General features: G+C 62.0%; 12 protein-coding genes. 3 read left to right on the top strand and 9 right to left on the bottom strand.

Annotated elements, in window-relative coordinates; all coding sequences use genetic code 11:
* Positions 1-20: 20 nt before the first annotated feature.
* From BM132_RS07955 to BM132_RS07940, 4 genes are all read right to left on the bottom strand, one after another.
* Positions 21-1,238: a class I SAM-dependent methyltransferase gene (locus BM132_RS07955; RefSeq protein WP_092454416.1), complete on the bottom strand. Its 1,218-nt coding sequence runs from the start codon at positions 1,236-1,238 to the stop codon at positions 21-23.
* A 148-nt stretch (positions 1,239-1,386) separates the two neighbouring features.
* On the bottom strand, positions 1,387-2,004 hold the full coding sequence (locus BM132_RS07950) for a TPM domain-containing protein (protein WP_092454414.1): 618 nt from the start codon (positions 2,002-2,004) through the stop codon (positions 1,387-1,389).
* A 28-nt stretch (positions 2,005-2,032) separates the two neighbouring features.
* A complete protein-coding gene (locus BM132_RS07945) occupies positions 2,033-2,779 on the bottom strand; it encodes a TPM domain-containing protein (protein WP_092454412.1) in 747 nt (248 codons plus the stop codon).
* 136 nt (positions 2,780-2,915) lie between these two features.
* Positions 2,916-3,524: a LemA family protein gene (locus BM132_RS07940; protein ID WP_092454410.1), complete on the bottom strand. Its 609-nt coding sequence runs from the start codon at positions 3,522-3,524 to the stop codon at positions 2,916-2,918.
* A 262-nt stretch (positions 3,525-3,786) separates the two neighbouring features.
* Between BM132_RS07940 and bglX the strand changes: the two genes are divergently transcribed.
* On the top strand, positions 3,787-6,078 hold the full coding sequence (bglX, locus tag BM132_RS07935; protein ID WP_092454408.1) for a beta-glucosidase BglX: 2,292 nt from the start codon (positions 3,787-3,789) through the stop codon (positions 6,076-6,078).
* Positions 6,079-6,166: 88 nt separating this feature from the next.
* On the opposite strand, the gene BM132_RS07930 is transcribed toward bglX, so the two are convergent.
* From BM132_RS07930 to BM132_RS07910, 5 genes are all read right to left on the bottom strand, one after another.
* Positions 6,167-7,324 carry a phospholipase D-like domain-containing protein gene (locus tag BM132_RS07930; protein ID WP_092454406.1) on the bottom strand — a complete coding sequence of 386 codons (1,158 nt, stop codon included), beginning with the start codon at positions 7,322-7,324 and terminating at the stop codon, positions 6,167-6,169.
* 1 nt (position 7,325) lies between these two features.
* On the bottom strand, positions 7,326-7,916 hold the full coding sequence (locus tag BM132_RS07925) for a YceI family protein (protein ID WP_092454404.1): 591 nt from the start codon (positions 7,914-7,916) through the stop codon (positions 7,326-7,328).
* Positions 7,917-8,135: 219 nt separating this feature from the next.
* Positions 8,136-8,447 carry an amidase gene (locus BM132_RS07920; RefSeq protein ID WP_092454402.1) on the bottom strand — a complete coding sequence of 104 codons (312 nt, stop codon included), beginning with the start codon at positions 8,445-8,447 and terminating at the stop codon, positions 8,136-8,138.
* Entirely contained in the window at positions 8,444-9,538 is a 1,095-nt protein-coding gene (locus tag BM132_RS07915) for a serine hydrolase domain-containing protein (RefSeq protein WP_092454400.1), read from the bottom strand. The genes BM132_RS07920 and BM132_RS07915 overlap by 4 nt, the downstream gene beginning before the upstream one ends.
* A gap of 184 nt (positions 9,539-9,722) precedes the next feature.
* Entirely contained in the window at positions 9,723-10,595 is an 873-nt protein-coding gene (locus BM132_RS07910; RefSeq protein WP_092454398.1) for an acyl-CoA dehydrogenase middle domain-containing protein, read from the bottom strand.
* A 145-nt stretch (positions 10,596-10,740) separates the two neighbouring features.
* On the opposite strand from BM132_RS07910, the gene olsB reads away from it, so the two are divergent.
* Positions 10,741-11,496 carry an L-ornithine N(alpha)-acyltransferase gene (gene olsB / locus BM132_RS07905; protein WP_092397184.1) on the top strand — a complete coding sequence of 252 codons (756 nt, stop codon included), beginning with the start codon at positions 10,741-10,743 and terminating at the stop codon, positions 11,494-11,496.
* Positions 11,496-12,287 (top strand): lysophospholipid acyltransferase family protein, encoded by a 792-nt coding sequence (locus BM132_RS07900; RefSeq protein ID WP_092454396.1) that lies wholly within the window; start codon positions 11,496-11,498, stop codon positions 12,285-12,287. Before olsB ends, BM132_RS07900 begins: the two co-directional genes overlap by 1 nt.
* Positions 12,288-12,356 lie beyond the last annotated feature (69 nt).

Raw genomic sequence — 12,356 nt, 5'->3', positions numbered from 1 at the left:
CAGGGTAATGTGCCAGATGCTCAGGCGAGATAACCGTCAGCGCGCAGCAGGGTTTCGAGGCAGTGCTCGGTGATGTGGTAGAACGCCTTGAGTTCCTGGATCTTCGCCAGCAGCTCGGCCGGGTCCACCGGTTCGGCGCGTTTGACCGCCAGGATCATCTTGTTCTTGTTGGTGTGGTCCAGGGAAATGAACTCGAACACCTTGGTTTCGTAACCACATGCCTCCAGAAACAGCGCCCGCAGGCTGTCAGTGACCATTTCTGCCTGCTGGCCCAGGTGCAGGCCATATTGCAGCATCGGTTTAAGCAACGCCGGACTCTGGATTTGCAAGCGGATCTGCTTGTGGCAGCACGGCGAGCACATGATGATCGAAGCGCCCGAGCGAATGCCCATGTGGATCGCGTAATCGGTGGCGATATCACAGGCATGCAAGGCAATCATCACATCCACCGCAGCCGGCGCCACGCTGCGCACATCGCCGTGCTCAAAGCTCAGCCCCGGGTGCTCCAGCCGCGCGGCAGCTTCGTTGCACAGTTTGACCATGTCCTCTCGCAGTTCGACGCCGGTCACGATCCCTTCAGCCTGCAAGGTGTTGCGCAGGTAGTCATGGATGGCGAACGTCAGGTAACCCTTGCCCGAGCCGAAATCCGACACCCGCACCGGTTGATCCAGGGCCAGCGGCGACGATGTCAGCGCATGGCTGAAGACTTCGATGAACTTGTTGATCTGCTTCCACTTGCGCGACATCGCCGGGATCAGTTCGTGCTTGTGGTTGGTCACGCCCAGATCCGCCAGGAACGGGCGGTTCAGGTCCAGAAAGCGGTTTTTCTCCCGATTGTGCTCGGCCGATGGCACTTCTCGCAGTTGCTGGGGTTTGCTCTTGAACAGCGAACTCTTGCCCTTCTTGCTGTATTCCAGCTGCGCTTCGTCGGTAACAGCCAGCAGATGCGCGTTCTTGAACGACACCGGCAACAGCGCGGCGATGGTCGTCACGCCTTCGGCCAGCGGGAAATTCTTGGTGATGTCGCGGGTTTTGTAGCGGTAAACGAAGGACAGGCAGGGCTGATCCTTGACCGTCAACTGCTTGATGATCAGCCGCTGCAGGTCCGCTTCCTCACCGACGTACTTGGCCAGCACCAGTTTGATGAAGGCGTTCTGCTCAAGGCTGCTTTGCAGCAGCTCGATGAACTGGGCATGGTGATCCGGCGCAGGACGGGCGGGGGTAGCGGTAACTGACATGGGAAAAGCGGCCTCGGGGCGGGCGGATCGGGAATGGCGGTTATTTTAGGGGGGATGGGCAGCGAGGGCACGGAAAAGTTCGTGTGGCGAGCAGTAGCCTCTGTGGGAGCAAGCTTTGCTCCCACAGGCTTGTGCTGGCAGCCATTTTTCAGCCCAGCACCACCAACCGATTCGGCAGCTCATTGCGCGCGTGAGTCACCGGCACATGCTCCTTGAGCAATTGGCCGCAGGCCTCGATGCAGGTGACAAAGCCCTGCAACGTCTGGCCCTGGCGGACCTGCTGGGTGAAGGCGGCGACAATGGTTTCCCAGTGTTTGTTATCGAGACGTGTGGAAATGCCTTCGTCCACCAGGATTTCCACGTACCGCTCGGCTTCGCAAACGAAAATCAACATGCCTGTGCCGCCGACGGTGTGGTGCAGGTTCTGCTCGAGAAACTGCCGGCGCGCCAGATTGGAGGCCCGCCAGTGGCGCACGGAACAGGGGATCAGGTGAGTGGTGATTGCAGGAATGCGAAACGCCAGGCACAGCACGATAAACAGGCCCCACTGCACCAGCAGCAGACTGTGCATGGTCAGCCAGCCCGTGAGGTAATGCACCATGCCGGGCACCACCAAGGCCAGCAGGCTGGCCCATAGCAGCGGGATGTAGGCATAGTCGTCGGCGCGGGCAGCGAGCACGGTGACCAGCTCGGCGTCGGTGTCGCGCTCCACCTGGGCGATGGCCTCGGCGACCTTGCGTTGTTCGTGTTCAGTCAGTAATGCCATGGTTAAAAGTGCCTGCTCATTATTATTGTCACCAGCCGCCCGACGAACCGCCGCCCCCGAAACTGCCCCCACCGCCGCTGAAGCCACCGCCACCACCGCCAAAACCACCGCCACCACCGCCATAGCCGCCCCCGGAACCACCGCGTCCGGCCGGCAGGATACCGAGCATCTGGCACACGAACACCGTTACGATGAACAGCAGCACCAACAACACGAACAACCCCGGATGGCGCCCGACGAAATCGCCCGCCTCCTGGCCATCGGCACCGTACGCCGCAGCCGGCTCATCCAGCGCATTGCCGCCCAGCACCCTCAACATCGCCGCTACGCCGTCGCTGATACCTTTGCTGAAATTGCCGGCCTTGAACGCCGGGGTGATCACCTGGTTGATGATCACCGAACTCTGGGCGTCGGTCAGGCGGTCTTCCAGTCCGTAGCCCACTTCGATCCGCAGTTTACGGTCATCCCGGGCCACGATCAGCAGCGCGCCGTTGTTTTTATCCTTCTGCCCGATACCCCAGTGACGCCCCAGTTGATAACCGAAGTCTTCGATGCTGGTGCCTTGCAGGTCCGCCAGCGTGACCACGACCACCTGTTCACCGGTGGCCTGTTCATGGGCCTTGAGCTGTGCATCCAGTTGCGTGCGCACCGAAGGCTCAAGCATCTGGGCAGTGTCCACCACCCGCCCGGTCAGTGCCGGAAAACTCAACTCGGCCTGGGCCGTGATGGCAAAGACCCAGAGCAACAGCACCAGGCCAAATTTCAACACTCGCATCGTAACTCCTGTGTGGGAGCGAGCGGGTGTGGGAGCTGAGCTTGCTCGCGATGAAGGCACCTTGGTCTTTCTAGTGACCGCGTTATCGTTCATCGCGAGCAAGCTTTGCTCCCACAGGCTCGCTCCCACAGTTTTTTCAGAACTTCACTTCAGGGGCTTTTTCCGCGTTGGGGCTGGTGGCTTCGAAGGTTTCGCGGATCGGCAGATCGCTGTACAACACGCTGTGCCATAGGCGGCCGGGGAAGGTGCGGATTTCGGTGTTGTATTGCTGCACCGCGAGGATGAAGTCGCGACGAGCCACGGCGATGCGGTTCTCGGTGCCTTCAAGTTGTGATTGCAAGGCCAGGAAATTCTGGTTGGCCTTGAGGTCCGGATAACGCTCGACCACCACCATCAGCCGGCTCAACGCACCACTCAACTGATCCTGGGCCTGTTGGAACTGTTTGAGTTTTTCCGGGTTGTCCAGCGTCCCGGCATCGACCTGGATAGACGTGGCCTTGGCCCGCGCCTCGACCACCGCCGTCAGGGTTTCCTGTTCGTGCTGCGCATAGCCCTTGACGGTCTCCACCAGGTTGGGGATCAGGTCGGCTCGGCGCTGGTACTGGTTCTGCACCTGTCCCCAGGCAGCCTTGGCCTGTTCGTCCAGGGTTGGAATGTTGTTGATGCCGCAACCGGCCAACAGTGTGGTGAACAGCATCAGCGCCAGCATTTGCAGGTGGCGAAGGTGATTGAGTCGTTGATTCATCGGTTGAAGCTCCCCTCTACATTCCATTGAAAAAACACAGTCACCTATCTCTCCGGTGACTGGGGCATAATCTGCCGCCGCCACGGGATTGAATCAGGGTCGGTGGGCTAAAAGATGCCCTGCACGAAACTAAGTTCATCCGCGTGCGTTCGAAAACAGTGCTGCTCTTAAGTCAGACAATACTCGAACAACAATAGCCGCTCCTCACATTTTGCTGACGGCGTGTACTGATGACCGCCCTTAGGCTTGCGAGAAACCATTCATGAAGAAGCTGTGTTTGCTGGGCCTTTTTGTCACACTGGCCAGTCAATCCGTAGTAGCCGACAACCTGCCAACCCCGATGGAAAACAAGGATGCCTTCATCAGCCACCTGATGAAGCAGATGACCCTTGAGGAGAAGATCGGCCAGTTGCGCCTGATCAGCATCGGCCCCGAGATGCCTCGGGAGATGATTCGCAAGGAAATCGCCGCCGGCAACATCGGCGGTACGTTCAACTCCATCACCCGTGCGGAAAACCGCCCGATGCAGGACGCGGCCATGCGCAGCCGGCTGAAGATCCCGATGTTCTTCGCCTATGACGTGATCCACGGCCACCGTACCATTTTCCCGATCCCCCTGGCCCTGGCCTCGAGTTGGGACATGGACGCCATCTACCGCTCCGGCCGTGTTGCCGCCCGGGAAGCGGCGGCTGACAGCCTGGACATCACCTTCGCGCCGATGGTGGATATTTCCCGCGACCCACGCTGGGGCCGGACCTCCGAAGGCTTTGGCGAGGACACCTACCTGGTGTCGCGCATCGCCGGGGTGATGGTCAAAGCCTTTCAGGGCAGCGGCGCCAACGCGGCCGACAGCATCATGGCCAGCGTCAAGCACTTCGCCCTGTACGGCGCAGTGGAAGGTGGCCGGGACTACAACATCGTGGACATGAGCCCGGTGAAAATGTATCAGGACTACCTGCCACCCTACCGTGCCGCCATCGATGCGGGTGCCGGCGGGGTGATGGTCGCGCTGAACTCCATCAACGGTGTGCCCGCCACCGCCAACACCTGGCTGATGCACGACCTGTTGCGCAAGGAATGGGGGTTCAAGGGTCTTGCGGTGAGTGACCACGGCGCCATCTTCGAACTGATCAAACATGGCGTGGCCCGCGACGGTCGCGAAGCGGCGAAGCTGGCGATCAAGGCCGGCATCGACATGAGCATGAACGACTCGCTGTACGGCAAGGAGCTGCCTGGGCTGCTCAAGGCCGGTGAAATCGAGCAGAGCGACATCGACAATGCGGTGCGCGAAGTCCTCGCCGCCAAATACGACATGGGCCTGTTCAAGGATCCGTACCTGCGCATCGGCAAGGCCGAGGACGACCCGGCCGACACCTACGCCGAAAGCCGCCTGCACCGTGCCGATGCCCGTGACGTGGCCCGCCGCAGCATGGTCCTGCTGGAAAACCGCAACCAGACCCTGCCCCTGAAGAAGACCGCCAAAATCGCTCTGGTCGGCCCGCTGGCCAAGGCACCGATCGACATGATGGGCAGTTGGGCCGCAGCCGGTCGCCCGGCGCAGTCGGTGACCTTGTTCGACGGCATGACCCGCGCCCTGGGTGCAGAATCGAAGCTGATCTACGCCCGTGGCGCCAACATCACCGGCGACAAGAAAGTCCTCGACTACCTGAACTTCCTCAACTTCGACGCCCCGGAAGTGGTCGATGACCCGCGCCCTGCCCAGGTGCTGATCGACGAAGCCGTGAAGGCCGCCCAGCAAGCCGATGTGGTGGTGGCCGCCGTGGGCGAGTCCCGCGGTATGTCCCACGAATCCTCGAGCCGCACGGAACTGAGCATCCCCGCCAGCCAACGCGAGCTGATCAAGGCGCTGAAGGCCACCGGCAAACCCCTGGTGCTGGTGCTGATGAACGGCCGCCCGCTGTCGCTGGCGGATGAAAAACAACAGGCCGATGCGATCCTGGAAACCTGGTTCAGCGGCACCGAAGGCGGCAACGCCATCGCCGACGTGTTGTTCGGCGACTACAACCCCTCGGGCAAGCTGCCGATCTCCTTCCCGCGCTCGGTGGGCCAGATTCCGACCTACTACAACCACCTGAGCGTCGGCCGGCCATTCACGCCGGGCAAGCCGGGCAACTACACCTCGCAATACTTCGACGACACCACAGGCCCGCTCTACCCGTTCGGCTACGGCCTGAGCTACTCCGAATTCAGCCTGACGGACATGGCCCTGTCGTCTACCACGCTGAACAAGACCGGCAAGCTCGATGCCAGCGTGACCCTGGAAAACACCGGCGAGCGTGACGGCGAAACCGTGGTGCAACTCTATATCCAGGACGTGACCGGCTCGATCATCCGCCCCGTGAAGGAGCTGAAGGACTTCCGCAAGGTGATGCTCAAGGCTGGCGAGAAGAAAGTCATTCACTTCACCATCACCGAAGACGATCTGAAGTTCTACAACGCCCAGCTCAAGTACGCCGCTGAACCGGGCAAGTTCAACGTACAGATCGGCCTGGATTCCCAGGATGTGAAGCAACAGAGTTTTGAGTTGCTCTGACCCTCAACAGATCGCAGCCTCATTGCACTCGTCAGCTCCTACAGGGAAAGGTGATCACCTGTAGGAGCTGCCGAAGGCTGCGATCTTCTTAGCCCCGCCGCCCCAGCAGGTTCACCACCACCCGATCCACCAACCCCCATACCCGTTGCTTGACCCGTTTCCACAGCGGCCGATGCTTCCAGGCGTCGAGACTGACCTCCAGGCTCTGGGCGAAGTCTCGCTCGAAACTCGCCGCCACCGCAGTGCTGAGTGCGGAGTCGAGGGCTTCGAGGTTGGCTTCCAGATTGAAGCGCAGGTTCCAGTGATCGAAATTACAGGAGCCGATGCTGACCCAGTCGTCCACCAGCACCATCTTCAGGTGCAGGAAACACGGCTGGTATTCGAAGATTTTCACCCCAGCCTTGAGCAGACGCGGGTAATAACGGTGCCCGGCGTAGCGCACGGACGGGTGATCGGTGCGCGGACCGGTGAGCAACAGGCGCACATCAAGGCCGCGGGCGGCAGCCTTGCGCAAGGAGCGGCGCACGTTCCAGGTGGGCAAAAAATACGGGGTCGCCATCCAGATCCGCTTTTGACCGCTGTTCAGGGCCCGGGACAACGATTGCAGAATGTCGCGATTCTGGCGGGCATCGGCATACGCCACCCGCCCCATGCCCTCGCCCATCGGCGGAACCCGGGGCAAGCGCGGCAAGCCGAAGTTGGACGCCGGCTTCCAGGCACGGCGATGACGGTTGGCGAGCCATTGACGGTCAAACAGCAACTGCCAGTCCAGCACCAAGGGGCCGACGATTTCCACCATCACCTCGTGCCATTCGCAGCGGTCATCCAGCGGGCTCCAGAACTCATCGGTGACCCCGGTGCCGCCCACCACCGCCAGGCGCTGGTCCACCAACAGCAGCTTGCGGTGGTCCCGATATAAATTCCGTACCCAGCGGCGCCAACTCAGGCGATTGTAGAAACGCAACTCCACGCCCGCCTCGATCAGGCGGTGGCGCAGGTCTTGGGTAAACGCCAGGCTGCCGTAGTCATCGAACAGGCAACGCACCCGAACACCGCGCTCGGCAGCCTGGACGAGCGCCTGAACCATCGCCTCGGCGCAAGTCCCCGCTTCCACCAGGTACAACTCCAGCTCGACCTGTTCCTGGGCGCGGGCGATTTCCACCAGCATGCGCGGGAAAAACTGTGGGCCATCGATCAACAGTTCGAAACGATTGCCCTCGCGCCACGGAAATACCGGGCCGCTCATGTCAGCGCGCCGTAAAAATCAGCACCGCATTCACCGGCACTGCGAGGCTGATGGCCGACAGCCCGGCCTGTTTGCGCAGCGTCTCCAATCCCGGCGCCAGGTCGAAATCCGCCGCATTGAGCACCACCGGCTCCAGGGTCACGACCTGGAAGCGTCGTTCATCCAGGCGCGTTGCCAGCAGTTCGGCCTGATACACCTGTTGCTTGCCGTGCAGGTCCACGGTCAGCGGCAAGCGCAGTTCCAGTTGGGCGCCGTTGGCCAGGTCCTGGATCGGTAACAGGTCGAGCTGCGCGGTGATGGAGGCGTCGGCAAATTGCTTGATCTCAAACAACTCGGCACGCATGCGCTCGTCACGCAGGGGGATACCGCTGTTGACCGACTCCAGCTCCACTTCCAGCCGGACCATCCCCTTGGGCTGGACCTGACCATGCAACACCAGGAAGCGCTGGACCTCAGAAACATTGCCATTTTTGCTACTGATAAACGACAGCCGCGACGATTCGCCGTCCAGGTACCAATTGGCCTGGGCCGGCAGCGTGGCGCAGGCCAGCAGCAAGGTCGCGACAGCATGAGAAAAAGACCGCTTGAACATACACACTCGGAGGGTAGATAAACCTGTGGCGAACCTTAACCGGGCCGAGGGCACTTGCAAACCTTCTGTTTCAATCCCCCTTCGGGAACACACAGGGCCTTTGACAAGGGGGATTCAACATTTGTGGGAGCAAAGCTTGCTCGCGATGAACGATCACTGGGTTTGCCTGCTGAAACACGGCGCCTGCATCGCGGGCAAGCTCTGCTCCCACAGATCCGGTCACGGCTCCAACCGACACCCCTGCCGCTCGCCCATCCAGCGCGCGCTATTGCTTCGCCCCAGCCCGGCGACGGTGATGCGTTTCGCTTCAGGGCTCTCGAAAAAATCGCTGATGGGCACCGACTGCTTTACATAACCATGGCAGTAGTCAGCCGGTTGCTCCATCACGTAGCGACACGAGCAATACTCCTTGGCGGTGTAGGCGCTGATGATGTCGGGAAAGGCCCGCAGCGCCACTCGCTCGAGCCAGATCCAGCCGAGCAGCACCACAACAAGCACCGACATCAGCGTGAGCAGCGGTCTGCGTCTCATGGCTGCACCGTCCCGGCGAACGCCGCCATGGCTCGCTTGAGCAATTCGTTGTGGCGGTAGCTGCCGTCGCGGTCATCACCGTAGCGCACGATCACCAGCCCGGCGCTGGGGATCACGTACAACGCCTGCCCCCAATGGCCCAGCGCGGCAAACGTATCCGGCGGCGCATCGGGCCACGGGCGGATGGCCGGGTCGGCAGCGCGGTTGAGCCACCAATGCCCACCGGGCACCGCTTCGTCCTGGCCAGCCCGGAAGCGGGCGAAGGGCTCGCGATTGAACGCCACCCAGGCTTGCGGGATCAGCTGCCGCTGGCCCCAGCGTCCCTGCCGTTGCATCAACAGCCCCACACGCGCCAGGTCCCGCGCCGTGAGGTAGGCGTAGGAGGACCCGACAAACGTGCCGGCGGCGTCGGTTTCCCAAGTGGCGTGGCGGATACCCAGCGGCTCGAACAGGGCCGTCCAGGGATAATCGGGATAGCGCTCCGGGCCGACGATATTTTTCAATGCCGCGGCCAACAGGTTGCTGTCACCGCTGGAATAACGGAACGCCTGTCCCGGCGGGCTGAAGCTTTCATGCTGCGCGGTGAACGCCGCCATGTCCTGCCGCCCCCGGGTGTAGAGCATCGCCACCACCGAGGACTTGAGCGGTGCGTATTCGTAATCTTCCTGCCAATCCAGCCCCGAGGCCCAGTGAAAAAGATCGGCCAGGGTCATGTCCGGGTGCTTGCCCAACGCTGGGTAATACCGGGCGGCCGGATCCTGCAGACTGAACAGCTTTTGCCCATAGGCCACGCCGAACACCGTCGCCATCAGGCTTTTGCTGATCGACCAGGTCAGGTGCGCAGTGTCGGCACGGGTGGACCCGGCATAACGTTCGTAGACCAGCCGCCCGTCCTGGATCACCAGTAGCGCATCGGTGCGGATACCCTGGCGAGTGGCATCGTCGCGGGGTGGGAAGGCGTATTGCGCCAGGGCTTCGATGGCCGGCCCGGTGGGGGGCGGGCCGATTGACCATTGCTCGCCAGGCCAGTTTTCGGCGTGGGCGTGCAGGTTGAACATCAGCAGGAGAATCAGTAACCAGCCTTTGAACATGCTTGGGGCTCGCAGGATTGAACCTGCTGAGCCTAATCAAACTGGATGACAGATTAGATATTTGTGGCATTTTCCTGTGGGAGCGAGCCTGCTCGCGATAGCGCAGTGTCAGCCGACATCGATGTTGCTGGTCCAGCGCCATCGCGAGCAGGCTCGCTCCCACAAGGGGTCTGCGCTTGAAGGGCTACCCCATTGCCTTGGCCAACCGCTTGGCCCGCGCCCCCGCCGCCATCTCCATCACGGCTTTATCTCGCGTCCACATCTCGCGCCACAACGCCGGGCCGGCGGCCAGGGCGTCGCTCAGTTCTTCATCGAGCCCGTTGAACTGGGCGAACAACCCACCCAACAGCACATGCCCCGCCGCGCTGGACGGGTTGTGACGGCTCACTTCAGCGCAACCTGCCAGCAACCCCAGCAGGCGCAATTGCAGGGCCTGGGGCCAAGCGCACTCCTGCCCCACGCCATACAACCAGGCGGCCATGGCACTGAGCACGTAAAGGTCTTCCAGGGTGCGGAACGGTTTGACGTAGGCGTCCCAGCCGTCCCCGGCCAACAACTCGCACAGCGCGCCATCCAGCACCACCCGGCCATGGCTGATGTCTGGCATCAGGGCGATGGCCGGAAGTTTTTCCAGGGTCACGCCCGGCTCTCCGGGATAAACCACCGCAAGATTCAACCGCGGCGGCTCGCCGGGTGCTTCGCTGCGAGCGGCGATCAGCAGCCACTCGGCGGCATCGCCCGCGGTAACGAAATCCTTGCGCCCGCTCAAACGCAGATCGGTGACGCGAGTCTGCATGTCCGCCGGGCGCAGGCTGCGCTGCTCCGTGGCGCACAAGGCGCCCAGGCTCTGAGGCGCGCTGGGCCAAAGTACCCGGAGCGCCGCCTGATAGCCCACCAGAAAAGCCAACCCCGGCGTTGCCATCAATCGCGCCCCCAGTACGGCCAGTTCGAACGGCGTAACCGGCCCCAGGCGTTGCAGCAAGGACGCATAACCCTCGGCCAGGTCCGGATGGGCGGGCAGTCGTTCGCCGCGTTCGATCAGGTTTTGCCAGGGCATGGGAGGCTCCTCAATGGGCTGTCATATAAGCATCACCAAAGCTTCATGGCGATGACACCGGGGCTACATAGCCTGACTTTGCACAACATGGCTGCATAAAGAAAGTCGATCGGCTGCAACTGAACAGCCCGCACGGAGATTCGCTATGACTCAGATCGCCCGCATCAGCGACACTGGCAATGAACGCCGCCTGCAAGCCGAACGCCTGATTGGCGCCAACGCTCTGCAAGAAGCCCAGGCCCTGCGCTTCAACGTCTTCAGCGGCGAATTCAACGCCAAGCTCAAAGGCGCGGAAATGGGTCTGGACATGGACGACTATGATGTTCACTGCGCCCACATCGGCGTACGCGACCTGAACACCGGCCGCCTCGTGGCGACGACGCGCCTGCTTGATCACCACGCCGCCAGCAGCCTGGGCCGGTTCTACAGTGAAGAAGAGTTCAGCCTTCACGGCCTGGTCCATCTCAAGGGCCCGATCCTGGAAATCGGCCGCACCTGCGTCGACCCGGCCTACCGCAACGGCGGCACCATCGCGGTACTCTGGGGCGAACTGGCCGAGGTGCTGAACGAGGGCGGCTACAGCTATCTCATGGGCTGCGCGAGCATCCCGATGCAGGACGGCGGCGTCCAGGCCCAGGCGATCATGCAGCGCCTGCGCGAACGTTATCTGTGCACCGAACACCTGCGCGCAGTGCCGAAAAAACCGTTGCCGGCCCTGGACGTGCCGTCCAACGTCATCGCCGAAATGCCACCTCTGCTCAAGGCTTACATGCGCCTGGGCGCGAAGATCTGTGGTGAGCCGTGCTGGGATGAGGATTTCCAGGTGGCCGACGTGTTCATCCTGCTCAAGCGCGACGAACTGTGCCCACGCTACGCCCGCCACTTCAAGGCAGCGGTGTGATGAGTCGGTTGCGGGTGTACGCGCGAATCGCGCGAGTGTTGCTGGTGGTGGCGCTGGGCCTGAGCATGGCCAGCGTGTTCGGGCTGTTTGAACGGTTGGGTGTGGCCAACTCCATGGTACGTCGCCAGCGCTGGTCGCGTTTTTTCATGGCGCGCCTGAGCCATGCCCTGCCCTTCCACGTGACGGTGCACGGCCAGATGCCGCAACAGCCCATGCTGTGGGTCAGCAACCATGTGTCCTGGACCGATATCCCACTGCTGGGCATGCTCACGCCAATGTCCTTCCTGTCCAAGGCCGAAGTACGCACCTGGCCCGTGGCCGGATGGCTGGCGGCCAAAGCGGGCAGCCTGTTTATCCGGCGCGGCTCGGGCGACAGCCAGTTGATCCGCAAGCAGATGGGCCGACACCTGGAACAGGCCCATCCGCTGCTGATGTTCCCCGAAGGCACCACCACCGATGGCCGCTCCCTGCGCACTTTCCACGGTCGTCTATTGTCGGCGGCCATCGATGCTGACGTGGCACTGCAACCGGTGGCGATCCGTTACCTGCGCAACGGCGAGCCTGATTCGCTGGCACCGTTCATTGGCGATGATGATCTGTTGTCCCATCTGATGCGCTTGTTTGCCAATGACCGGGGCGACGTGCATATCCATCTGCTGCCACCCATTGCCTGCCACGGCCAGGAACGCGCAGCCCTGGCGTTCCAGGCGCAACAGGCGGTGCATAAGGCGTTGTTTGGCGAAATTCCACAGAAGCAACAAGTGCCGATGCGGCCTGCCATTGCAGCTTGAACCGGGTCCTTTGTGCCAAAGGATCCCTTGTGGGAGCGAGCCTGCTCGCGATAGCGGTCTGTCAGTCAC

It is taken from the genome of Pseudomonas sp. NFACC45, from assembly GCF_900113505.1.
GTDB classification, from domain to species: domain Bacteria; phylum Pseudomonadota; class Gammaproteobacteria; order Pseudomonadales; family Pseudomonadaceae; genus Aquipseudomonas; species Aquipseudomonas tehranensis.
Note: the sequence above shows the minus strand (reverse complement) of the source record. Positions and strands in the feature narration are given on the sequence as shown.

What these genes read in the sequence shown, in the direction of transcription:
- BM132_RS07925 (WP_092454404.1), bottom strand. Translation starts at nt 7,916, where the DNA reads ATGTTCAAGCGGTCTTTTTCTCATGCTGTCGCGACCTTGCTGCTGGCC.
- BM132_RS07915 (WP_092454400.1), bottom strand. Translation starts at nt 9,538, where the DNA reads ATGTTCAAAGGCTGGTTACTGATTCTCCTGCTGATGTTCAACCTGCAC.
- BM132_RS07940 (WP_092454410.1), bottom strand. Translation starts at nt 3,524, where the DNA reads ATGAATCAACGACTCAATCACCTTCGCCACCTGCAAATGCTGGCGCTG.
- BM132_RS07955 (WP_092454416.1), bottom strand. Translation starts at nt 1,238, where the DNA reads ATGTCAGTTACCGCTACCCCCGCCCGTCCTGCGCCGGATCACCATGCC.
- BM132_RS07920 (WP_092454402.1), bottom strand. Translation starts at nt 8,447, where the DNA reads ATGAGACGCAGACCGCTGCTCACGCTGATGTCGGTGCTTGTTGTGGTG.
- bglX (WP_092454408.1), top strand. Translation starts at nt 3,787, where the DNA reads ATGAAGAAGCTGTGTTTGCTGGGCCTTTTTGTCACACTGGCCAGTCAA.
- BM132_RS07930 (WP_092454406.1), bottom strand. Translation starts at nt 7,324, where the DNA reads ATGAGCGGCCCGGTATTTCCGTGGCGCGAGGGCAATCGTTTCGAACTG.
- BM132_RS07910 (WP_092454398.1), bottom strand. Translation starts at nt 10,595, where the DNA reads ATGCCCTGGCAAAACCTGATCGAACGCGGCGAACGACTGCCCGCCCAT.
- BM132_RS07945 (WP_092454412.1), bottom strand. Translation starts at nt 2,779, where the DNA reads ATGCGAGTGTTGAAATTTGGCCTGGTGCTGTTGCTCTGGGTCTTTGCC.
- BM132_RS07900 (WP_092454396.1), top strand. Translation starts at nt 11,496, where the DNA reads ATGAGTCGGTTGCGGGTGTACGCGCGAATCGCGCGAGTGTTGCTGGTG.
- BM132_RS07950 (WP_092454414.1), bottom strand. Translation starts at nt 2,004, where the DNA reads ATGGCATTACTGACTGAACACGAACAACGCAAGGTCGCCGAGGCCATC.
- olsB (WP_092397184.1), top strand. Translation starts at nt 10,741, where the DNA reads ATGACTCAGATCGCCCGCATCAGCGACACTGGCAATGAACGCCGCCTG.